This is a genomic window from Cobetia sp. BMC6, assembly GCF_029991385.1.
GTDB lineage: Bacteria > Pseudomonadota > Gammaproteobacteria > Pseudomonadales > Halomonadaceae > Cobetia.
Map to the genome: position 1 here is coordinate 54295 of NZ_JAKUMF010000001.1, position 22245 is coordinate 76539.

Annotated in this window: 15 protein-coding genes; 13 read left to right on the forward strand and 2 right to left on the reverse strand. The window is 62.9% G+C overall.

Annotated features, from left to right (window positions below; translation table 11 throughout):
* The first annotated feature begins 179 nt into the window (after positions 1-179).
* From acs to MKZ40_RS00250, 3 genes are all read left to right on the forward strand, one after another.
* Entirely contained in the window at positions 180-2126 is a 1947-nt protein-coding gene (acs, locus tag MKZ40_RS00240; RefSeq protein ID WP_175089115.1) for an acetate--CoA ligase, read from the forward strand.
* A 297-nt stretch (positions 2127-2423) separates the two neighbouring features.
* Positions 2424-3380 carry a DMT family transporter gene (locus MKZ40_RS00245; RefSeq protein ID WP_254627045.1) on the forward strand — a complete coding sequence of 319 codons (957 nt, stop codon included), beginning with the start codon at positions 2424-2426 and terminating at the stop codon, positions 3378-3380.
* Positions 3381-3608: 228 nt separating this feature from the next.
* A complete protein-coding gene (locus MKZ40_RS00250; RefSeq protein ID WP_043333788.1) occupies positions 3609-4271 on the forward strand; it encodes a response regulator transcription factor in 663 nt (220 codons plus the stop codon).
* 133 nt (positions 4272-4404) lie between these two features.
* On the opposite strand, the gene MKZ40_RS00255 is transcribed toward MKZ40_RS00250, so the two are convergent.
* Positions 4405-8403, reverse strand: coding sequence for a NahK/ErcS family hybrid sensor histidine kinase/response regulator (locus tag MKZ40_RS00255; RefSeq protein ID WP_175089116.1), 3999 nt, complete (start codon positions 8401-8403; stop codon positions 4405-4407).
* A 553-nt stretch (positions 8404-8956) separates the two neighbouring features.
* On the opposite strand from MKZ40_RS00255, the gene MKZ40_RS00260 reads away from it, so the two are divergent.
* From MKZ40_RS00260 to MKZ40_RS00305, 10 genes are all read left to right on the forward strand, one after another.
* Positions 8957-9214 carry a DUF4212 domain-containing protein gene (locus MKZ40_RS00260; RefSeq protein WP_043333789.1) on the forward strand — a complete coding sequence of 86 codons (258 nt, stop codon included), beginning with the start codon at positions 8957-8959 and terminating at the stop codon, positions 9212-9214.
* Between the two features lie 90 nt (positions 9215-9304).
* The gene (locus tag MKZ40_RS00265) at positions 9305-11107 is read left to right on the forward strand and encodes a sodium:solute symporter family protein (RefSeq protein ID WP_175089117.1); all 1803 of its coding nucleotides are present in this window, start codon (positions 9305-9307) and stop codon (positions 11105-11107) included.
* 152 nt (positions 11108-11259) lie between these two features.
* The gene (locus tag MKZ40_RS00270) at positions 11260-13224 is read left to right on the forward strand and encodes a DUF294 nucleotidyltransferase-like domain-containing protein (protein ID WP_254627046.1); all 1965 of its coding nucleotides are present in this window, start codon (positions 11260-11262) and stop codon (positions 13222-13224) included.
* A gap of 28 nt (positions 13225-13252) precedes the next feature.
* Complete coding sequence (locus MKZ40_RS00275) at positions 13253-13897, forward strand: 3'-5' exonuclease (protein ID WP_175089118.1); 645 nt, start codon at positions 13253-13255, stop codon at positions 13895-13897.
* Positions 13898-14405: 508 nt separating this feature from the next.
* A complete protein-coding gene (locus MKZ40_RS00280) occupies positions 14406-14627 on the forward strand; it encodes a hypothetical protein (RefSeq protein ID WP_175089119.1) in 222 nt (73 codons plus the stop codon).
* Positions 14628-14836: 209 nt separating this feature from the next.
* Positions 14837-15802 (forward strand): tRNA 2-thiocytidine(32) synthetase TtcA, encoded by a 966-nt coding sequence (gene ttcA / locus MKZ40_RS00285; protein ID WP_175089120.1) that lies wholly within the window; start codon positions 14837-14839, stop codon positions 15800-15802.
* A gap of 218 nt (positions 15803-16020) precedes the next feature.
* Positions 16021-17799 carry a bifunctional isocitrate dehydrogenase kinase/phosphatase gene (gene aceK, locus MKZ40_RS00290; protein ID WP_175089121.1) on the forward strand — a complete coding sequence of 593 codons (1779 nt, stop codon included), beginning with the start codon at positions 16021-16023 and terminating at the stop codon, positions 17797-17799.
* A gap of 54 nt (positions 17800-17853) precedes the next feature.
* On the forward strand, positions 17854-18603 hold the full coding sequence (locus MKZ40_RS00295) for a Sir2 family NAD-dependent protein deacetylase (RefSeq protein WP_175089122.1): 750 nt from the start codon (positions 17854-17856) through the stop codon (positions 18601-18603).
* An 82-nt stretch (positions 18604-18685) separates the two neighbouring features.
* Entirely contained in the window at positions 18686-19630 is a 945-nt protein-coding gene (locus MKZ40_RS00300; protein WP_175089123.1) for a bile acid:sodium symporter family protein, read from the forward strand.
* A 99-nt stretch (positions 19631-19729) separates the two neighbouring features.
* The gene (locus MKZ40_RS00305; protein WP_175089124.1) at positions 19730-20641 is read left to right on the forward strand and encodes a DTW domain-containing protein; all 912 of its coding nucleotides are present in this window, start codon (positions 19730-19732) and stop codon (positions 20639-20641) included.
* 89 nt (positions 20642-20730) lie between these two features.
* Here MKZ40_RS00305 and MKZ40_RS00310 read toward each other — a convergent pair whose 3' ends face one another.
* Positions 20731-22179, reverse strand: coding sequence for a TrkH family potassium uptake protein (locus MKZ40_RS00310; protein WP_043333794.1), 1449 nt, complete (start codon positions 22177-22179; stop codon positions 20731-20733).
* Between the last annotated feature and the right edge of the window lie 66 nt (positions 22180-22245).

The following is a 22245-nucleotide window of genomic DNA, read 5'->3' on the forward strand; positions in this document are numbered from 1 at the left end:
TGGTGTAATTTGTTGATAAACAGTTGAAATAATTAGTAAAAATTTATCTACCAAGGTCTAGTGTGTGGCCCCCCCATGCTTGGGTTTAAGCTGAAATGGACTTGCCTCGGCTCGCCTGCGCTTCACGCATGCCGCGTGGGACAGCGAGTCGCCAGCCAATCCGTCAGAGGTCACGCCACATGAGCGAACATGCCAAGGTTCATCCGGTCACTCCCGATGCCGCCGCCCACGCCTGGGCAGACCGCGAGCGCTATCAGGCCATGTATCAGCAGTCCGTCGAGGCACCGGAGACATTCTGGGCCGAGCAGGCCCAGTCACTGGACTGGTTCGATGCGCCCTCGGTGATCCGCAATACCAACTTCGGTCCCGGTGACGTCGATGTGCGCTGGTTCGAGGATGGCAAGCTCAACGTGGCGCACAACTGCCTCGATCGCCACCTCGCCGAACGTGGCGATCAGGTCGCCATCATCTGGGAGGGGGACGACCCGAACGAGTCCCAGTCGATCACCTATCGCGAGCTGCACGCGCGTGTCAGCCAGTTTGCCAATGGCCTCAAGGAGTTGGGAGTCAAGCGGGGCGATGTGGTCACGCTGTACATGCCGATGATTCCCGAAGCCGCGATGGCGATGCTGGCCTGTACGCGCATCGGTGCCGTGCATTCGGTGGTGTTCGGTGGCTTCTCGCCGGACGCACTGGCGGGACGTATCGTCGATTCCAGCTCGCGCATCGTGATCACCGCCGATGAGTCACTGCGGGGTGGCAAGCGCGTACCGCTCAAGGAAAACGTCGATGAGGCGCTGGAGCGTGATGGCACCGACTGTGTCGACCACGTGCTGGTGGTGCGGCGTACCGGCGGTGAGGTGAACTGGGGCAGCCGCGATGCCTGGTTCCATGAGCTGGTAGACCGTCAGTCCAGTGACTGTCCGGCCGAGGCGATGGGCGCGGAAGACCCGCTGTTCATTCTCTACACCTCCGGTTCCACCGGCACGCCCAAGGGCCTGAAGCACACCACGGGCGGCTACCTGCTCTATGCCGCGATGACCCACCGCTACGTGTTCGATTACCACGACGGTGATATCTACTGGTGCACGGCGGATGTCGGCTGGGTGACCGGCCACAGCTACATCGTCTATGGACCGCTGGCCAATGGCGCGACCACGCTGATGTTCGAGGGTGTGCCCAGCTATCCGACCCACGGGCGCATCGGCGAGATCGTCGACAAGCACCAGGTCAACATTCTCTATACCGCCCCGACCGCCGTGCGTGCGCTGATGGCACACGGTGACAGCGTGATGGACTCAAGCTCGCGCACGAGCCTGCGGCTGCTCGGCTCGGTGGGAGAGCCGATCAACCCCGAGGCCTGGGAGTGGTTCCACCGCGTGATCGGCAATGGCAATTGCCCGCTGGTGGACACCTGGTGGCAGACCGAGACCGGCGGCATCATGATCGCGCCGCTGCCGGGCGCGACCGATCTCAAGCCGGGTTCCGCCACGCTGCCGTTCTTCGGTGTGCAGCCGGCGCTGGTCGACAACGAGGGCAACATTCTCGAGGGTGCGACCGAAGGCAATCTGGTGATTCTCGACAGCTGGCCGGGGCAGGCGCGTTCCATCTGGGGCAATCACGAACGCTACGTGCAGACCTACTTCTCCACCTATGCCGGCATGTACTTCACCGGTGACGGCTGTCGTCGCGACGAGGATGGCTACTACTGGATCACCGGGCGCGTCGATGATGTGCTCAACGTCTCTGGCCACCGCATGGGCACCGCCGAGATCGAGTCCTCGCTGGTGGCGCATGAGGCGGTCGCCGAGGCCGCCGTGGTCGGCTATCCCCATGACATCAAGGGTCAGGGCATCTACATCTACGTGACGCTCAATGATGGCATCGAAGCCAGTGATGAGCTCAAGAAGACGCTGACCCAGTGGGTGCGCAAGGACATCGGCCCGATCGCCTCGCCGGACGTCATCCAGTGGGCACCGGGGCTGCCCAAGACGCGTTCCGGCAAGATCATGCGCCGTATCCTCAGGAAGATCGCCGCCAACGAGACCGACGGCCTCGGCGATACCTCGACACTGGCGGACCCGTCAGTGGTGGATGACCTGATCGAGCAGCGCGCCAACCGCTGAACGCGGCGAGTGACGGTCGTCGCGGCCTGACAAGACACGCAGCGACAGCAAAGCGCGGGAGCCTGGCTCCCGCGCTTTTTTGCGTCTGTCTGTGGGCATCTATCGAATCACTTTCCTCTATCGGTTCACTTTCATTGCCCGCGCTTTTGCGCAGTGCGAGACGTGAAAGGTTGGCCATCGAGGAGGTACTGGCTTGATAATGATGTGGCAGCGCATGTGTCAGCGAACTCTGCTCGCACCCTCTGTTTGCGCCTCGCTGCGCATTTCCCCAATCAATTCAAGATCAAGGCCGCCCCCATGTCAGCAGGCAAGTCGGATGCATCCTGCCCCGCCTCTCAGCCAGCCAGTCCCCCTTCCGCGTCGTCGTCCAATGAGGGTGAGAATCGTCCTCGCGCCGTCATCCTGATGTGCCTGTCGGCGATCTCGTTCGCGCTGATGGGGGCGATGGTCAAGCTGAGTGGCGACCTGCCGTTGTTCGAGAAGGTCTTCGTGCGCAACCTGGTCAGTCTCGGCGTGGCGGTGGTAATGGTGCGCATGGCGGGCGCGCGTCTGCTGGGCCACTGGCATCACCAGCCGATGTTGATGGCGCGGTCACTGATCGGGCTTGGCGGCGTGATGAGCTTCTTCTACGCCATCGATCATCTTCTGCTGGCAGATGCGACTATTCTGAATAAGCTATCGCCGTTCTTCGTCAGCCTGTTCGCCGGCCTCTTCCTGGCCGAGCGTCTCGGCGGCTGGCGGCTGGTCGGCATGCTGGTCGCCTTCTCTGGCGCGGCGCTGGTCATCAAGCCGCAACTGGCATTTGCCGAGGGTGGGGTGGAGGCGTTGTTGCCCGCCATGGTCGGGCTGGGTTCGGCAATGCTGGCGGGGGCGGCCTATACGCTCATCCGTGCGATGAGAGGGCGCGAGGCCTCGGCGACCATCGTGCTGCATTTCTCGCTGGTCTCCAGTGTGGTGACATTGGTGCCGATGTTGATGAATCCGGTGATGCCGAGCGGCCCTCAGGCGCTGGCCTTGCTGGGCATCGGCGTCTTTGCGGCCGGCGGTCAGATTCTGATGACCACGGCCTATCGCCTCGCACCGGCGGGGGAAGTGTCGATCTATTCCTATCTGACCATCGTGTTTTCGGCACTGGCGGGCTGGGCCATCTGGGGGGAGGTGCCGGATATCGCCAGTCTGATCGGCTTCGTGCTGATTGCCGGTGTCGCATTGATCGGCTGGCATGCCAGTCGCGTTGCGGGTAGGGTTGTCTGACTCACCATCCCCAGGATGCTGTCAGAATCAGCGCACGGATTGTTCGCTCGCCGGGCATCAATCCGTGCGATACTCGTGTTCCCCGAGCGAAACATCAGTGCATCTTCCGATGGTGGGCTGCTTTGTTAAACGCGCGTTTTATGGGGTAACATGCCAGAAAATAACGGCGATTGTTGACCGGCCAGGAAGGTCGGTGATGATCACCATCGGGGTTTTGGAGGAGACTCAATGGCCTTTGCCCAGAAGTTCATCGTTGCAGACGATCACCCGCTCTTTCGTGCCGCACTGACCCAGGCGCTTAGACAAGTCGCCTCTCAGGCAGAGATCGTCGAGGCTGACAGCATGGAAGCGACCAACGAAGTCGTTGCCCGCCATCCCGATGCCGACCTGATCCTGTTGGACCTGCACATGCCGGGAGCCCACGGCTTCTCCGGTCTGATCCAGTTGCGTGGCCAGACACCGGACATCCCGGTGGCGGTCGTGTCCGGTAGCGAGGAGCCCTACGTGGTGCGCCGCGCCATCGATTATGGCGCCTCCGGCTTCATTCCCAAGTCCGCCAGCCTCGACGTCATCGCCGAAGCCATCGGCGAGATCCTCGAAGGCGAGGTCTGGCTGCCGACGGACATCGCCGAGGCCATGGGCGAGTCTTCCGAGGATGAATCGCGCTTCGCCGAGGCGATCGCGTCACTGACGCCGCAGCAGTTCCGCGTGCTCAACATGCTGACGGAAGGTCTGCTCAACAAGCAGATCGCCTATGAGCTGAATGTGTCCGAGGCCACCATCAAGGCCCACGTGACCGCGATTCTGCGCAAGCTGGGCGTGCATTCGCGCACCCAGGCCGTCATCGCGGCCCAGCGTCTGGAAGTCGAGCCGCCGAAAGTCCGCTCCTGATCCTGCGTCAGCGCTTGAGCTGAGGCTCTCCTCGAGAGTCGCGCCTTCAAGCCACAAAAAGCCCGCCCTGTCGCTGACAGGGCGGGCTTTTTGCTTCTACTAGGTCTAAAGAGCGACAGGCCAGCCCACCTGTTCAGGGGGCTGGGTCATCCGTCGCGGCATCGGGAGCATCGCTCGCGCCACTGGTGTGCTTCTCGGCGCGATTGGCCTGCAGGCTGCGCGTCAGCAGCGCACGCAGCGCGGCGGGTCGCACCGGCTTGAGCAGCAGGTGATAGCCCGCACGGCGCACTTCCTCGGCGACCTCATCGGTGCGGTCAGCGGTGATCACGATGCCCGGTACCGAGCCCGCCAGGCGTTCATCCAGCGCATCCAGCGCCATCAGGCCAGTTACCTCATTGTCGAGGTGGTAGTCGGCGAGGATGGCATCCGGATCACCATCCAGGTTGCGGATCACCGACTTGGCGCCGCCGATCGAGGTCGCCGTGAACACCTCGCAACCCCAGCCGGACAGCATCGCCTTCATGCCCTCGAGAATCAGGCTCTCGTTGTCGATGCACAGGACGCGAGTGCCGGTCAGCTTGTTGCCGGCGCGCTTGCGAGCTGGGACGGCATCGGGCAGCTCGGCTGCCGGCAGCTCCTTGCTGATCGGCACGCTGACGGCGAAGACGGTGCCGATGCCGACCCAGCTGCGCACCGTGATCGGGTGGTCTAGCACCCGGCTCATGCGTTCGGCGATCGACAGCCCCAGGCCGAGGCCCTTCTCGCTCTCCTTGTGGCGCTCGGTCTGATCGAGGCGCCGGAACTCCTGGAAGATCTCGGTCAGCTTCGACTCGGGAATGCCGGGGCCGGTGTCCCAGACCTCGATGCGAATGCGATCGCCCAGACGGCGGCATCCCAGCAGCACATGGCCCTGGCGGGTATAGCGCACCGCGTTGGAGAGGAAGTTCTGCACGATGCGTCTGAGCATCTGGCCATCGGAATCCACCGCCAGCTGCGTCATCACCACTTTCAGGTCCAATCCGCGATCTTCCGCCATCACCTCGAACTCGGCCTTGAGCGGCTTGAGGATATCGGAGAGGCGGAACACGCTGCGGCGTGGCGCCAGTGCCCCGGCATCCAGCTTGGAGATGTCGAGCAGGGTGCTGAGCAGTTCCTCGGCGGCCTGCAATGAGTTGTCGATGTGATTGGTGGTGGTCTTCATCTCGCCTTCGACCTGCTGGGCGAGGGCGGAGGTGAACAGACGCGCCGCATTCAGTGGCTGCAGCAGGTCGTGGCTGGCCGCGGCCAGAAAGCGTGTCTTGGAGGCATTGGCATCCTCGGCCAGCTGCTTGGCCTGACGCAGTGCCTGCTCGGCCTCGGCGCGCACGCGGTTCTCGGTGCGCAGGGCCTCGTTGACCTGTGACAGCTCCTGGGTACGCACGCGCACGCGCTCTTCCAGGTTCTCGTTGGTCTCCTTGAGGGCGATCTCCGCCAGACGTCGCTCGGTGATGTCCTGATAGAGCGCGAAGAAGCCGAGGATGTTGCCCTTGGTGCTTAAGTGCGGCGTATAGGTGACCAGCATGTAACGCACGCCGCCTTCCGGGGCCTCCAGCGAGATCTCGAAGGAGACGCGCTCACCGGACAGCGCGCGCGTCATCCACGGCGCGCGTTGGCGATAGATGTCTTCCGGCATCGCCTCTTCGGCGGGCTCGCCGATCACGGCGGTACGGTCGATGCCCATCACCGCTTCATAGGCACGGTTGGTGAAGAGGTAGCGACACTCCTTGTCGAAATAGGCGATCAGCGCCGGCACGTTGTCGGTATAGATGCGGATGTTGTTTTCCGAGCGGATCAACGCCTCTTCGGTGCGCTTCTGCTGGGTGATGTCCTGATAGGTGTAGACGAAGCCGCCACCGGGCATCGGATTACCCTGGATCTCCATCACGCTGTCATCCTGGCGATAGCGCACGTAGCGGTGCGGCTCGCCGTTGCGGATGGCATCCAGCAGCTGGTCGACGTGCTCTTCGGGGTCGCCCGGGCCGTATTCGCCGTTGTGGGCGTTGTAGCGGAAGATGCGATCGATGGGCGCACCGACCCGAATCAGGTTGTCGGGGAAGCGGAACATGTCCAGGTAGCGCTGGTTCCACACCACCAGGCGCATGTGCTGGTCGACCACGCTGATTCCCTGGTGAATGTTCTCGATGGTCGCCTGCAGCAGGGCGCGGTTGAATTCGAGCACCTGTGAGGCTTCATCGACGATGGAGATGACATCCGAGATGCCGATGCCGCGACCCTGCAGCGCCGAGTTGACGACGATGCGTGCCGAGGAGGCACCGAGCACCGAGGCCAGGAAGCGTTCGGTGAACTGGATCAGGTCGATGGAGGCGCGTGCATGCAGCTCCAGCGGCTGGCCGCTACGGCGCGCGTAGTCCTCGAAGGCGCGCTCGACCTGCTCATGGCTCAGGAATCGTTCGCATAGGACGCGCAGGTCCGAGACGGAGGTGGAGCCGGTCCAGGGGCGCGAGACGCTGGTCTGGCGGGTCTCGACGCTGTCGACGAACAGCGAGGCCTGGATGCGCTCGACCACGCGCTGCGGTGTCATCTGCGAGACGAAGATGTAGCAGAACAGGTTCAGGCCGAGTGACAGCATCACGCCGTGGGTCAGCGGGTCATTGAAGCGGAAGCCGAAGAGACCATGCGGCGACAGCCAGTCGATACCCAGCGGCCCCTGGTTGACGATCTCGGCCGGCATCAGACCCGCCTGTGCCAGTGCCGGCACGAGCAGGGACCAGGCCCAGACCGCGAAGCCGACATTCAGGCCGACGATGACGCCGAGGCGGTTGCCGCGCTTCCAGTAGAGGCCACCCATCAGTGAGGGCGCGAACTGGGCGACGGCGGCAAACGACAGCAAGCCGATGGCCGAAAGGGTGCTGTATTCGGCGATCAGCAGATAGAAGCCGTAGGCCAGCGCCAGGATCATCACGATGGTCAGACGGCGCGCCAGCAACACGATATGGCTGTAGTCGCGTGCCTCGGTATCGAACCAGCGCAGGCGGAACAACAGCGGAATCACGATCTCGTTGGAGATCATGATCGAGACCGCGACGGCGGCGACGATCACCATGCCGGTGGCGGCGGAGAAGCCGCCGATGAAGGTCAACAGGGTCAGCCAGGTCTGGTCTGCCGCCATCGGCAGCGCCAGCACGAAGCTGTCCGGTGATACCGAACCATCGGGGAACATGGTCAGACCGGCGGCGGCGATCGGCAGTACGAAGAAGGAGATGGCGATCAAGTAGATCGGGAACATCCAGCGCGCACGCCGGGCGTCATCGTGGTGGGTGTTCTCGACTACCGCGACGTGGAACTGACGCGGCAGGCAGAAGATCGCCAGCATCGCCAGCAGAGTCTGGGCCCAGAAGCCGGTGCCGAAGGTCTGAGTCTCCAGCTGCTGTTGCAGCTCCAGATAGGTGTCGGCCTTGGTGAACAGATCGCCCAGGCCATTGAACATGCCCCAGGTGACATAGACGCCCAGGGTCAGGAAGGCGACCAGCTTGACCAGCGATTCGAAGGCGATCGCCTGCAACAGGCCGACATGGTGCTCGGTGGCGTCGGTGTGGCGGGTGCCGAACAGGATGGCGAACAGCGCCATGATCGCCGCCACATAGAAGGCGGTATCGCCCAGCCAGGCGGTTCGCGTGACATCGCTGGTGTCGGTAAGTACCTGATAGGCACTCGAGACGGCCTTCAACTGCAGGGCGATGTAGGGCAGGGTGCCGACCAGGGCCACCAGCGAGGCGAACACCGCCAGCGACTGTGTCTTGCCGTAGCGCGAGGCGATGAAGTCGGCGATCGAGGTGATGTTCTGGCGCTTGGCGACCCGAATCATCTTGAGCAGGATCGGCCAGAATAGCAGGCAGGCCAGAATCGGCCCGATGAAGATGCTCAGATAACTCCAGCCGCTGGTCGCGGCCTGCCCGACGCTGCCGTAGAAGGTCCAGCTGGTGCAGTAGACCGCAAGCCCCAGACTGTAGACCGCTGGGCGCCGATTCGGCGACCCGTGTTTCTTGGCGTTGCGATCACCCCGCCATGCAATCGTGAACAGCACCGCGATATATGCGAGTGCCACTGCGATCAGCCACCAACCCTGGAACATGTCGCTCTCCTCTCTGGAAGCGCCATTCTACGCAGCCCCGCCACGAGTCCCAAGCACTGTGCATGACAGACTCGGCGTCATGAGAGTCGTGAGGGAGATGCTCCGTCATCCATTGATACGCAGACGCCTCGATGATCGGCGTCAAGAAGCCGTAATTGGCGTCTGCACAACGGGCTTATTTTTCGGTATCGGCCAATGTCATGCGCGCAACGCGCGGAAGATTTCGTCAATCATCCTTCGCCCATTTGGCCAATAGACCAAGGGATTGCATCTTTAGGATATGAATCAACTTGTTGATTTTAAATGAATTGCATCGTTCTCAACCTTGCTCCATCAGGGGTGGCTGACATTCTCGACTAAAGTCAGCCTGCAACGTTGCAGGGCCTTGTCTACTGTCAGATTCGAGTCGCCAAGTTTCCTGTCATGCTCTGAAAAGCGCAGGAAATACCCATCAACCGCTGAGAAAGGATCATCCGCTGATGGGTGGTCATCGATCTCTGGATCACCAACCACTCCACTTCGCCAATCACAATAACAATGCGAGAACACCATCATGAAGGAAGCGAATGCCAAGGCGTATTGGTCCGCCAATATCAAACTGATCATGGGCTATCTCGTGGTCTGGTTCGTGGTGTCCTATGGATGCGGGATATTGCTGGTGGACGTGCTGAACAACATCCAGTTCTTCGGTTTCAAACTGGGCTTCTGGTTTGCGCAACAGGGGGCGATCTACTTCTTCCTCGCGCTGATCATTCTGTATGCCCGTTCGATGAACAAGCTCGATGAGCGCTTCGATGTTCACGAGCAATGAGTCAGTGACACGCCGGGCACAGGCCGCTCGTCGTGACGCACCGTAGTGTGAATAAGAACAATATGATCGACATCGCCAAGGACACTGCCAATGGATGTTCAACTGCTGACCTATCTCTTCGTTGGCGCATCATTTGCGCTCTATATCGGGATCGCGGTGTGGTCGCGAGCCGGTTCCACCAAGGAATTCTATGTCGCCGGGGGTGGCGTTCACCCCATCGCCAACGGGGCAGCGACCGCCGCTGACTGGATGTCGGCGGCCTCGTTCATCTCGATGGCGGGTATCATCGCCTACGTGGGCTATGACGCCTCCGTCTATCTGATGGGCTGGACCGGCGGCTACGTGTTGCTGGCCATGCTGCTGGCGCCGTATCTGCGCAAGTTCGGCAAGTTCACGGTGCCGGACTTCGTCGGTGACCGTTACTACTCCAGTGTCGCACGCACCGTGGCGGTGATCTGCGTCATCTTCATTTCCTTCACCTATGTCGCGGGCCAGATGCGTGGTACCGGTATCGTCTTCGCGCGTTTCCTCGAGGTGGACGTGAATGTCGGTGTCGTCATCGGCATGGCAATCGTCTTCTTCTATGCCGTTCTGGGGGGCATGAAGGGCATCACCTACACCCAGGTGGCGCAGTACTGCGTGTTGATCTTCGCTTTCCTGGTACCGGCCGTCTTCCTGTCGATCATGATGACGGGCCATGTGCTGCCGCAGACCGGTTTCGGCGGCACCCTGGTGGACGCACAAGGCAACGATACCGGCGTCTATCTGCTCCAGAAACTGGATCAGGTCGTGACGGATCTCGGCTTCCGCGAATACACCGAGGGTTCCAAGTCCACTATTGATGTGTTCTTCATCACGGCCGCGCTGATGTGCGGTACGGCGGGCCTTCCCCACGTCATCGTGCGCTTCTTCACGGTGCCGACGGTCAAGGATGCGCGTATCTCCGCCGGCTGGGCGCTGTTCTTCATCGCCTTGCTCTACACCACTGCGCCGGCCGTGGGGGCCTTTGCACGGGTCAATCTGGTCGAGACCGTCAACGAGACGGCCTATGAGGAGCTGCCGGGCTGGTTCTACAACTGGGAGAACACCGGGCTGATCGGCTGGGTCGACAAGAATGGCGACGGCATCATCCAGATGCGTGGCGGTGACCCCTTCGCGGGCAAGCCGAGCTACGAAGGCAGTGCCGACAGTCAGGCGGCACGCGGTGAGCACGGGCAGCGCCTGGTGAGCAACACGCCCACCGACAATGAGAGCGAGGTCTACATCGACCGCGACATCATCGTGCTGGCCAACCCTGAGATCGGCAACCTGCCGGCCTGGGTCATCGCACTGGTGGCGGCGGGTGGCGTGGCGGCAGCACTCTCGACGGCGGCCGGTCTGTTGCTGGTCATCTCATCGGCCATCTCGCATGACTTGCTCAAGAAGACCTTCAAGCCAGACATCAGCGAGAAGCAGGAGCTGATCGCGGCGCGCATGGCGGCGGCCGTGGCCATCGTGATCGCCGGTTACTTCGGCATCAATCCGCCAGGCTTCGTGGCGCAGGTAGTGGCCTTTGCCTTCGGGCTTGCGGCATCGAGCTTCTTCCCGGTCATCCTGCTGGGGATCTTCTCCAAGCGCATGAACAAGGAAGGTGCCATCGCGGGCATGCTGGTCGGCCTGGTCTTCACCTTCAGCTACATCGTCTACTTCAAGTTCATCTCGCCGGAACTCAACAGTGCCGAGAACTGGTTGCTGGGCGTGTCGCCGGAGGGGATCGGCTCGCTGGGCATGGTGCTCAACTTCGTCGTCGCGGTCATCGTCTGCAAGATGACCCCGCCGCCGCCCGAGCACATCCAGCATATCGTCGAGGACATCCGTGTTCCGCGCGGGGCTGGAACAGCAGTGGATCACTGATTCAGGCAGCAGGGCCTGTTCGCGCAGCACGCAGCATCGGCGCGAACAGGCCCCCGTTTCCCGAAGCCCCGTCTTGCACCTGCAGGCGGGGCCTCGTGGTTTGAGGGCTCGTGCATCGATCAGCGGTGCACGCGCAGAAGGGAGTCGCTGTCATGCAAGCGTCGCTGGTGGATATCGATTTCGAGGAGCCGCCGTTCAGTCTGCTGGGTGAGCGACTTCGGCAACGACTGGCCGAAGGGGTGGATCTTCACTATTTCGAGGCACTGGCGCAGCCGCTGGTGCCGGGGGCCGTCGGTGAGGCGGTCTACATCATTCACAAGGGCGAGGTGGCGGAACTGGCCGCCGATTCGGCACTGCCGGACGCCGCTACGCTCGACAAGGCGCAGCGCGAGGGGCTGGATGCCTGGGTCAGTCTGCGCATTGGTCATTACACCGCGGGGGACCTGTTCGGGGCGCTGACGCTGCTCAACAGCCATTGCCGTACCCGCTTCGTCTGCGAGCAGGAGACGCTGTGCTACCAGCTGCCCGCACAGCTGTTCTTCTCGCTGTGCGACGAGTGTCCTGCCTTCGGCGAGTACTTCCAGCACAGCCTGAGTGACAAGGCGCGACTGCTGGCGGCTCAGCGTGACACCCGTCAGGGCGCGAGTCGCGACCAGGCGGGTTTCATGCTGGCGCGGGTAATGGACTGCATGCGTCCTCCGCTCAAGCTGGCGGCCAGCGCCAGTATCGAGCAGGGGGTCAAGGCCATGCAGGCGGCGGGGGCGGACAGCCTGATCATCACTGTCGAGGGGCGTCAGGGTGTGGTGACACGTACGGACCTGCTCAATGCGCTGGTGATTCAGGGCTTGGCACCCAGCCATCCGCTCGCCTCGCTGGGCAGTTTCGCGCTGGTGGCGGTCACGGCGGAGGAATATCTGTTCCAGGCGCTGGTGCAGATGACTCGACACCGGGTCGCGCGAGTCGTGGTCAAGGAGCGCCTTCTGCCTGCCGCGGCGGTCGTCGGTGTCATCGAGCTGACCGACGTGCTGGGGTTCTTCTCCAATCGCAGTCAGCTGGTGAGTCTCGAGATCGAGCGCGCCTCTGACATGGCGGCGCTTGAGCAGGCCAGTGCGCGTCTGCCGGAAATGGTCAGAACGCTGGCAATGCAGGGAGTCCACATGCGCCATGCGATGGGGCTGTTGAGTGCGCTCAACGGGCGCCTGATCGAGCGCACCTTCGCCATGCTGGTGGAGGAGGAACACCGCGCCTCGAGTTGTCTGATGCTGATGGGCAGCGAAGGGCGCGGAGAGCAGATCCTCAAGACCGATCAGGACAATGGACTGATCATCGCCGATGGCCACCAGTGGCCCGATAACGAGGACACCCTGCAGCACTTCAGTGACGCCCTGGCGGGCCTCGGCTACCCGCCATGCCCGGGAAATATCATGGTCTCCAATCCGGAGTGGGTCGCCACCGAGTCGCGCTGGCGCGGCAAGATCGCGCGCTGGTGCGCCGGGCGCGATGGAGAGGCGTTGATGAATCTGGCCATCGTCTTCGATGCGCGCGCCAGCGGCGGCAATGAAGCACTGGTCGACAGCTTGCGCGGACACCTTGTGCGCCACGCCACGCGTGATGAACTGCTGCTGTCGCACTTCGCGCGCCCGGCGCTGCATTTCTCGACTCCACTGACGCTGTTCGGCTCCTTGCGTTCGCCGCGACACGGTATCGATATCAAGAAGGGCGGCATCTTCCCCATCGTGCATGGCGTTCGCACCATGGCGCTGGAACGTGGAGTGATGGCCACCGGTACCTTCGCGCGGCTTGAGGCGCTGGTCAGTGATGGGCGTATCGAGGCCAGCGACAGCGCCGACCTTGCCGAGGCGCTGTCGCTGTTTGCCGAGTTGCGTCTGCGCCAGCAGCTGCGCCATCTGGATGAGGCTGAACACGGCACGGGCGGGACTCGCGACTCGCGCAATGATGGCCAGGACACGACCGCGGCGGCGCGTGAGGCGGGGAGTCGCAACCTGATCATCACCCAGTCACTGTCCTCGTTGGAGCGTGATCTATTGCGCGATGCCCTGAGCCGGGTCAAGGACTTCAAGCAGCGACTGTCACATCGTTATCACTTGGAATACTGAGCCGGCCTCAAGGCCGAGGGGAGGTGGCATGTTCGAACAACTGAGGCGCGCCAGTGATCGTCGTCGTCATGCGCAGGGAGAGTTCGCCGAGCTCTTTCGTCCCTGGCATGCCGCCGAACGGGGCGGAGAGCGTGTGGCGCTGGATTGCGAGACCACCAGTCTCGATGTCGGCCACGCCGAGCTGGTCTCGCTGGCGGCGGTACGTTTCGATGCGCGCCATATCCATGCCTCCAGCGCCTTGTCGCTCTACCTGCAATGTCCGCAAGGGCTGCAGGGCGACTCGATCCGCATCCATCGCCTGCGCGGTATCGATCTGCATGGCGGAGAAGCGCTGGGGGATGCACTGCGACAGCTGCTGGAGTTCATCGGCAATCGTCCGCTGGTGGGCTGGTGCATCGACTTCGATGTCGCGGTGATCAATCGCCATCTGCGGCCACGCTTCGGCTTTGATCTGCCCAACCAGCGTCATGATCTGGCGCGCGATTACGCCCGGCGCTGCAAGCATGAGCAGCCGGATGCCGCCCCGGACCTGCGTTTCGAGGCGATGGCAGATGCCCTGGGCGTGCCGGTGATCGGTCGTCACAGCGCGCTGGGGGACGCCGTGACCAGCGCGCTGATGGCGCAGCGCCTGATGCAGGCCCCGCTGTCGCCCTCGCTGGCCAGCCAGGCTTGAGCGGGGCTTATGCCAGGGACTTATGTCAGGGGCCTAGGCAGGCGCTGGATGAGTGTCAGGCCCGGTATCAGACGTCTCGTCAGCCGACATCATCCTCAAGGCTATTATTCCAAGGTCTGTTGCCGGAATGTCCAATGGCCCGGCTCACTGCCTTTGTCCACACTGGCAGCCATACGACACGCCCGCTGTGGCGAGAGGTCGACTCTGATTACACGCCAGTGCACTACCGGCCAGCAGTACGGCCAAGCCATGCAGGATGCAAGACCGAGCAGCTTAGATAACCATAATGAAGCGGCGACAGCGAGCAAAGGCCATGCGTGATACGGACCTGCTGTCAGCCAGCCTCTGTCAGGCCTGAGGACGGAATCATTCTCTTCAGGATCGTCATCACTGCGCCAGGTGATGACTGTCGGGCCTCGGGCATCCGCTCGGGGCCCGGCTTCAGATAAGGCATCCGCCCGCGATTGCCTTCCTTATGACTCAGGGGTACTTGCCCACGAGGTGCGACATGCTGATCGCGACCAATACACTGTTGATTCTTGGCCTGGCCATCGTGCTGCTTGCCTACGGCCTCTATATCCGCCGGACTCAGGACATGCGCGGTGTGCTGATGTTCTGGTCACGCAAGCTTGCGCTCACTGCGCTTGAATTCAGACTGCAACGCTTCGGTATCCTCGTGATGCTGGGCGGGGTGGTGATCCGCTATCTGGAAGTGCTGCGCCTGTTCTAGTCTGCGCGGTCTTCCTGCAAGCGCCGTTGCTCCCCACGGCGCATGCCACACGCCAACGCCCGCTGACTGCGGGCGTTGGCGTATCTTGCGTCGGCGCCACGCCACTTGGTCTGACAGGGGCAGACCCCGCCTGAAGCAAGCTGCCTCTGTGACCGTCTACTAGCCAATGCTAGACTGTGCGCCCTTCCAAACTGCCAGCCTGATGCCCCATGTTCACACCCGATAGCGAGCTTTCGTCCAGCCCCACTGATGCGGCCACTGCCAAGCGCGAACTGAACAAGTTGCAGAAGCGCCTGCGGCGCAATGTCGGTAACGCCATCACCGATTACGGCATGATCCGTGATGGCGACAAGGTGATGGTGTGTCTGTCCGGGGGCAAGGATTCCTACACCATGCTGGATATCCTGATGAACCTGCAGCGCAATGCGCCGGTGCAGTTCACGCTGGTGGCAGTGAATCTCGATCAGAAACAGCCCGGCTTCCCGGAACATGTGCTGCCGGCATGGCTCGAGTCGGTGGGCGTCGAGTATCACATCCTTGAGCGCGACACCTATTCCATCGTCAAGGAGAAGGTGCCGGAGGGCAAGACGACCTGCGGGCTGTGCTCGCGTCTGCGTCGCGGCTCGCTGTATGGCTTCGCCACCGAGATCGGCGCGACCAAGATCGCCCTCGGCCACCACCGCGATGACATCCTCGAGACGCTGTTCCTGAACATGTTCTTCGGTGGCAAGCTCAAGACGATGCCGCCCAAGCTGCTCTCCGATGACCAGCGCCATATCGTGATTCGCCCGCTGGCCTACTGCCGTGAGTCCGATATCGAGGCCTATTCCAGCGCGCGCGAGTTTCCTATCATCCCCTGCAACCTGTGCGGCTCGCAGGAGAATCTGCAGCGTCAGGTGGTCAAGGAGATGCTGCAGGACTGGGAGAAGAAGCATCCGGGGCGGCTGGAAACGATGTTCCATGCCGTCACCTCGGTGGCGCCTTCACATCTGGCAGACCGCGACCTGTTCGATTTCGCCGGCCTGGATGAGCAGCGTGACCGCTTCCAGGCATCGCGCATCGATGCATTGGACATGAGTTCCGAGCAGGCCGGCATGGCCGATGATCTGTTCGAGGCCGAGCGCCGCGTCAAGCCGCTGGCCGGCTCGGCGGCCTCGCTGGGGCATGAGCTGTAAGCCACACTCGACTGGCCATCGTCAGACATCATGAACGCCACCTCGCTTGCGGGGTGGCGTTCTGCATTTCAGGCGGTCACTCTCCCTCTCGGCGTTGATGGCTGGCACACCTGGCGTGAGTCAGGGTTGAAGGCCCGCGACCATTGTCGTCTCGCTTGCTGGCGCGACAGTCCGCATGCTTTGGTCATGTCAGGTGACTGAAGGGCAGGGAGGCGGCGATGGACAATGATGTGGACAGTGACGAGCGCGGCAATGGCCAGCAGGGCCAGCGACTGGCGGCGACCGTGTTGCATGGGTTTGATGAATATCGATCACGCTTCAAGCAGATTTCCAGTGATGCGCGGCGCCGCTTCATCGAGGCCGACTGGCGTGAGGCACAGCAGGCCTCTGCCGCGCGCATCAACCTCTATGACGAGAAGGTAGCTGCCACCATGGAGCGGCTGGAACGTGCTTTCGAGCCCCACCGCCTGTGCGAGTGCACCCTGTGGGGCGAGGCCAAGCGGCAGTACATGGCGCTGATCGATCAACGCCTCGATTACAAGCTGGCCGAGACCTTCTACAACTCCATCTTCTGCAGCGTGTTTTCCCATCGCCACATCCGCGATGACTGGATGTTCGTCTCGCCATCCCGCCAGGGGCCGGCACGCCATTCCGGCTTGAGCATCAGCCATCGTGTTCCGGTCGAGGGTGGCTGGGCCGGTGCACTCGAATCCGTGCTCAACGAGGCGCCGCTGGGGATCGCCTTCGAGCACCAGGGGCGCGATGTGACGCTGGGCGCCGAGATGTTGCTCGCGACGCTGCCTGAGGCGGTGCGCGATGCGCCGGACGCTGCCTTCGAGATGCTGCGCAGCGTCTTCTATCGCAACAAGGGCGCCTATCTGGTCGGGCGCATCGAGGGAGGTGGCCAGACCCTGCCGCTGGTGTTGCCGGTGCTGCATACCGAGCGCGATGGCGTCTATCTGGACACCGTGATCATCGAGCCGGAGGAGGTCTCGATCATCTTCTCCTTCACGCGGGCCTACTTCCAGGTCGAGATCGAAGTGCCCAGCGAGGTGGTCGGGTTCCTGCAGACCCTGATGCCCGAGAAGCCCATCGGCGAGCTGTACGCCGCCATCGGCTTCTACAAGCATGGCAAGACCGAGCTGTTCCGCGGCCTCAACCAGCATGTGGCGAGTCGCTCCGATCGGTTCATCATCGCGCCCGGCGTGCGCGGCATGGTGATGGCGGTCTTCGTGCTGCCCAGTTACCGGCTGGTGTTCAAGCTGATCAAGGACCGCTTCGCCCCCGGCAAGGACATGAGTCGTGATCAGGTGCGCGAGAAGTACCGTCTGGTCAAACGCCATGATCGTGTCGGGCGACTGGCCGATACGCAGGAATTCTCGAACTTCACCGTCGGCAAGGACCACTTCGACCCGGCCTGTCTCGAAGAGCTGCTGGAGGTGTGCAGTTCCTCGATCAGCCTGCGCGGCAACAAGGTGCTGATCCGACACTGCTATACCGAGCGCATGATGACGCCGCTCAACCTGTATCTCGAGGAGTGTGACGCCGAGGAAACCCGCGCGGTGCTCAATGATTATGGCAATGCGATCAAGCAGCTGGCTGCCGCTGATATCTTCCCCGGCGACATGTTGCTCAAGAACTTCGGCGTCACGCGCCACGGGCGGGTGGTCTTCTATGACTACGACGAGATCAGCTACCTGACCGAGTGCAACTTCCGTGAGATTCCCGAGGCACGTTACCCTGAGCAGGAACTGGCCAGCGAGCCCTGGTATTCGGTGGGGCCCAACGACATCTTCCCCGAGGAGTTCGGCCCCTTCCTGTTTGCCGACCTCCAGCTGCGCAAGCTGTTCTACGAGCTGCATCCCGAGATCTTCCAGGCCAGCTGGTGGCGTGGCCTGCAGGACGCCATCGCGCAAGGGCGCGTGATCGATGTCTATCCCTATCGCAACAAGCGTCGCTTTGGAGTCGATCGCAGTCAGGACTTCATCGATGACTGAGTGTGGTCGCCATGCCCGCTGTTCGAACCTGTCCAACGCCAGAGAGAGTGCTAGATGAGTGAAGGCTTCAAGGACCCCGGTGCACGCCATGGACGCCATCTGGTCGTGTTGAGTGGCGCCGGCATCAGTGCCGAGAGCGGCCTGCGCACCTTCCGCGCCGAGGATGGCCTGTGGGAAGAGCATCGTCTGGAAGATATCGCGACGCCGCAGGCATTCCGACGTGACCCCCAGCAGGTGCTGCGCTTCTACGATGATCGCCGCATCCAGGTGCGTCGCGCCAGGCCCAACGCGGCCCACAAGGCGCTGGCTGAGCTGGAGCAGCACGGCTTTCGCGTCTCGGTCATCACCCAGAACATCGACGACCTCCACGAGCGAGCAGGCTCGCGCGAGGTCGTGCACCTGCATGGCGAGATTCTCAAGGCGCGCTCCAGCGTCGACCACGGCCTGCGCTATCCCTTGCCGCGTGGCGGCATTCGCCTCGGGGACCTGTGTGACAAGGGCAGTCAGCTGCGTCCTGACGTGGTGTGGTTCGGTGAGGCGGTGCCGCTCTATACGGTCGCCGAGGAGATCGCCGCCGAGGCGGATCTGCTGTTGATCGTCGGCACCTCGCTCAAGGTCATGCCGGCGTCCAACCTCTATGCAGCAGCTCCGCTGGACGCCCCCATCGTGCTGGTAGACCCCAATGCCGATGAATTGGCCGAGCCCGGCGTGCTGCCGCTGGCCGAAAGTGCCGGTCAGGCGGTACCGAGGCTTGTGCGCCATTGGTTGTATCAGGGCCACCTGGGGCTGCCTGATACGTTATGATGCGCGCCTTCAGGCCTGCCATGGGAGGCGGGCCAGCAATTTCCGGGAAATCGATGCCCCGGGCGACCGAAAAGTGAAAAGCATGTTCGAGACGCTGAATCGTTTCTTCCCCTTGTGGGCGCTGGTATTTGCCGGCATCGCCGTGGTGGCTCCGACGCCGTTCGTGGCGCTCAAGGGCACCATTCAGCCTCTGCTGGCGCTGATCATGTTCGCCATGGGCCTGACCCTGTCGCGTGACGACTTCATACGCGTGGCACGTCGCCCCGGCCCGATCGCGCTCGGATTGCTGCTGCAATATAGCGTGATGCCGCTGGCCGCCTTCCTGATCGCACGCCTGCTGGGGCTGGACCCGGCGCTGGCGGTGGGCATGGTGCTGGTCGGCGCCACGGCAGGGGGGACCTCCTCCAACGTGATGACCTGGCTGGCCGGCGGACATGTGGCGCTATCGGTCTCGATGACCATGGCCTCGACGCTGCTCTCCATCGTGATGACGCCGCTGCTGACCTGGTGGCTGCTGGGCACCGATATCAACGTGCCGGTCAGCGGCATGCTGCTGAGCATCGCCAAGCTGGTGGTCGCCCCCATCGTGCTCGGCGTGGTCGTGCACCACTTCGCGCGAGATCTGATCCGCGAGTGGGAGTCGGCACTGGCGAGTCTGGCCATGTTGGCCATCGTGCTGATCATCGCCATCGTGGTCTCGCTCAACGTCGGGCGCCTCGCCACGCTGGGCCCGCTGGTCGCGCTGGCGGTCGTGGCACACAATGCCATCGGCCTGAGCGCAGGCTATGGCCTGTCGCGTCTGTTCGGGCTGGATGAACGCACTTCGCGCACCATCGCCATCGAGGTCGGTATGCAGAACTCCGGCCTGGCGGCGTCACTGGCCAGTCAGTTCTTCTCCGCCACGGCGGCGCTGCCGGGGGCGATCTTCTCAATCTGGCACAACGTCTCGGGGTCGCTGCTGGCAGGCTACTGGAAGCGTCGTCCGCCCAGGTTCGTGACCGGCAGCAAGCACCGCTACGAGGTCTGATCCCGCGAATCGGCAGCCTGAGTTGCGACAGAAGAATGGGAGAAAGGGACGCGCATGCTAGAATGCGCGTCCCTTTTTCTTTGGTTCTGACTGCTCATCATGTGTGATTCCCGCCCCCCGCCGGCTGATGGCGACGATATCGCCGCCTGTGCGCCTCACTCTGTTTCCGCTGTCGTCTCCAGCGTCGATGGCGACGCTGTGGCAACCGATACCGTCGCGCCAGGCGAAGGCAGTGGCATCACCACGCTGCCCAGTGGCGAGCCTGAGGCGTGGCACGGGCGGCATCCACGCCGCGAGTTCAAGGCACGTGGCAGTCAGGTGATTCGCTGTGAGGCGTGCCGTCTGCCCAGGCTCAATTGCCTGTGTCCGTATCAGGTCACCGCCGAATCGCGGATCAAGTTCTGGCTGATCACCCATCCGCTGGAACATTACAAGCCGACCAATACCGGGCGTCTGATCTCGGATGTGCTGGCGGGCACCGAGGTCTTCAGCTGGTATCGCGTCGAGCCGGACCCGCGCCTGCTGGCGCTGCTGGAAGATGAGCGCTATCAGCCCTTCATCATCTTCCCGGATGACCAGCCCGACTACGCCGACCGCGTGGTCGACGTGAATGCCATCGCCGGCGTCGGCGCCGATGTGGCGACGCATACTGCCAGCGGCGAGGCGCGCGTTCCGGTGTTCATCCTGCTGGATGGTACCTGGCGTCAGGCTCGGCGCATCTTCCGAAAGAGTCCGTATCTGGACGGCTTGCCGGTGTTGCCATTGCACACCACGCGTCTGACGCGCTATCACCTGCGCAAACCGGCGTCCCAATCACATCTGTGTACGGCGGAGGTGGCGGCGGAGCTGTTGCGTCAGGCCGGAGAGGAGGAGGCGGCCAGCGTGCTGGATGATTACTTCGATGCCTTCAACGACTGCTATCGTGCCAGTCGTATCCACTATGTGCTGGAGCCGACCGCGCCGATGCGCCGCCTGCTGGCGCGCCGTGACGCCACTACCGGCGAGTCATAGTCGAAGCAATGCAATACAAACGCCCCCGTCGGAGTGCTCCGACGGGGGCGTTTGTATTCAGGGCGCCGCTCCCGGCCTTCTGGCGGCTGTCAGCGCCGCCAGAAGGCCGGCGTGAACAGCACCAGGATGGTGAAGATCTCCAGACGCCCCAGCAGCATGGCGAGGATCAGGATGCCCTTGGCGGCCCCCGGGATATCGCCGTAGTGGGTCGCGACCTCACCCAGTCCCGGCCCCAGGTTGTTGAGCGCCGAGCCGACCGCAGACCACGCCGTCACCTGGTCAAGCCCGGTGGCCAGCATGCCCAGCATCATCAGCACGAACAGCATCAGGTACACGGAGAAGAAGCCCCATACCGCCTCAGCCACACCCTCGGAGATGCGCATCTTGCCGACCTTGACCGACAGGATGGCATTGGGGTGGATCAGACGATGGATCTCGCGCACGCCCTGCTTGAGGATCAGCAGGATGCGGATGACCTTCATGCCGCCACCGGCGGACCCGGAACAGGCGCCGATGAAGGCGGCGATGAACAGCATCATCGGCAAGACGCCCGGCCAGCCGGTGAAATCGGCGACACCGAAGCCGGTGGTGGTGGCGACCGAGACGGCCTCGAACAGGCCGTGGCGCAGCGCCTTGCTGTCATCGTAGCTGCCGGTGAGCAGCAGGCCGGCGATGGTGACGCAGGTCAGGATCAGCAGCAGGATCAGGAAGAAGCGCGTCTCCGGGTCGCGCAGATAATGACTGATGCGACCCTCGCGCCAGGCGGCGAAGTGCAGGCCGAAGCTGATCGAGGACACCACCATGAAGAACACGCAGATCATCTCGATGCTGGCGGAATCGAAGTAGCCGATACTGGCATCGTGGGTCGAGAAGCCGCCGACCGCGACGGTCGAGAAGCTGTGGCCCAGGGCATCGAACCAGCTCATGCCGGCCGCCCAGTAACTGGCGAAGCACACCAGCGTCAGCGCGGCGTAGATGTACCACAGCGCCTTGGCCGTCTCGGTGATGCGCGGCGTCAATTTGGAGTCCTTCAGCGGGCCGGGAATCTCGGTGCGGTAGAGCTGCATGCCGCCGATGCCGAGTGTCGGCAGGATCGCCACCGCCAGCACCACGATCCCCATGCCGCCCAGCCATTGCAGCTGCTGGCGGTAGTAGAGGATGGAGTGAGGCAGCAGATCGAGTCCCGTCATCACCGTGGCGCCGGTGGTGGTGAGTCCCGAGAACGACTCGAACATGGCATCGATGATGGTCAGGTTCGGGTCTTCGGCGAGCAGGAAGGGCAGCGAGCCGAAGGCTCCCAGCACGGTCCAGAACAGCACCGTGATCAGGAAGCCATCGCGGTTGCGCAATTCCTTGCGGGCATGCCGATTGGGGTAGAAGAGCGCGAAACCGGTCAGCAGGGTGATGCCCATTGCCACGGCGAAGGCGCTCAGGGTGTCGTCCTCGAAGACCCTCGAGATCAGCATCGGCGGCACCAGCGTCAGGCTGAACAGCATCAGCAGGATACCGAGGATGCGAGAGATCACGCGTAGACTCATGCGGCGCCTCCCTGAGAGAGGCGCAGCGTGGCGAGGCCACCGAGTGACAGTCGGTGCGGGTGCGGG

What these genes read in the sequence shown, in the direction of transcription:
- acs (WP_175089115.1), top strand. Translation starts at nt 180, where the DNA reads ATGAGCGAACATGCCAAGGTTCATCCGGTCACTCCCGATGCCGCCGCC.
- MKZ40_RS00245 (WP_254627045.1), top strand. Translation starts at nt 2,424, where the DNA reads ATGTCAGCAGGCAAGTCGGATGCATCCTGCCCCGCCTCTCAGCCAGCC.
- MKZ40_RS00250 (WP_043333788.1), top strand. Translation starts at nt 3,609, where the DNA reads ATGGCCTTTGCCCAGAAGTTCATCGTTGCAGACGATCACCCGCTCTTT.
- MKZ40_RS00255 (WP_175089116.1), bottom strand. Translation starts at nt 8,403, where the DNA reads ATGTTCCAGGGTTGGTGGCTGATCGCAGTGGCACTCGCATATATCGCG.
- MKZ40_RS00260 (WP_043333789.1), top strand. Translation starts at nt 8,957, where the DNA reads ATGAAGGAAGCGAATGCCAAGGCGTATTGGTCCGCCAATATCAAACTG.
- MKZ40_RS00265 (WP_175089117.1), top strand. Translation starts at nt 9,305, where the DNA reads ATGGATGTTCAACTGCTGACCTATCTCTTCGTTGGCGCATCATTTGCG.
- MKZ40_RS00270 (WP_254627046.1), top strand. Translation starts at nt 11,260, where the DNA reads ATGCAAGCGTCGCTGGTGGATATCGATTTCGAGGAGCCGCCGTTCAGT.
- MKZ40_RS00275 (WP_175089118.1), top strand. Translation starts at nt 13,253, where the DNA reads ATGTTCGAACAACTGAGGCGCGCCAGTGATCGTCGTCGTCATGCGCAG.
- MKZ40_RS00280 (WP_175089119.1), top strand. Translation starts at nt 14,406, where the DNA reads ATGCTGATCGCGACCAATACACTGTTGATTCTTGGCCTGGCCATCGTG.
- ttcA (WP_175089120.1), top strand. Translation starts at nt 14,837, where the DNA reads ATGTTCACACCCGATAGCGAGCTTTCGTCCAGCCCCACTGATGCGGCC.
- aceK (WP_175089121.1), top strand. Translation starts at nt 16,021, where the DNA reads ATGGACAATGATGTGGACAGTGACGAGCGCGGCAATGGCCAGCAGGGC.
- MKZ40_RS00295 (WP_175089122.1), top strand. Translation starts at nt 17,854, where the DNA reads ATGAGTGAAGGCTTCAAGGACCCCGGTGCACGCCATGGACGCCATCTG.
- MKZ40_RS00300 (WP_175089123.1), top strand. Translation starts at nt 18,686, where the DNA reads ATGTTCGAGACGCTGAATCGTTTCTTCCCCTTGTGGGCGCTGGTATTT.
- MKZ40_RS00305 (WP_175089124.1), top strand. Translation starts at nt 19,730, where the DNA reads ATGTGTGATTCCCGCCCCCCGCCGGCTGATGGCGACGATATCGCCGCC.
- MKZ40_RS00310 (WP_043333794.1), bottom strand. Translation starts at nt 22,179, where the DNA reads ATGAGTCTACGCGTGATCTCTCGCATCCTCGGTATCCTGCTGATGCTG.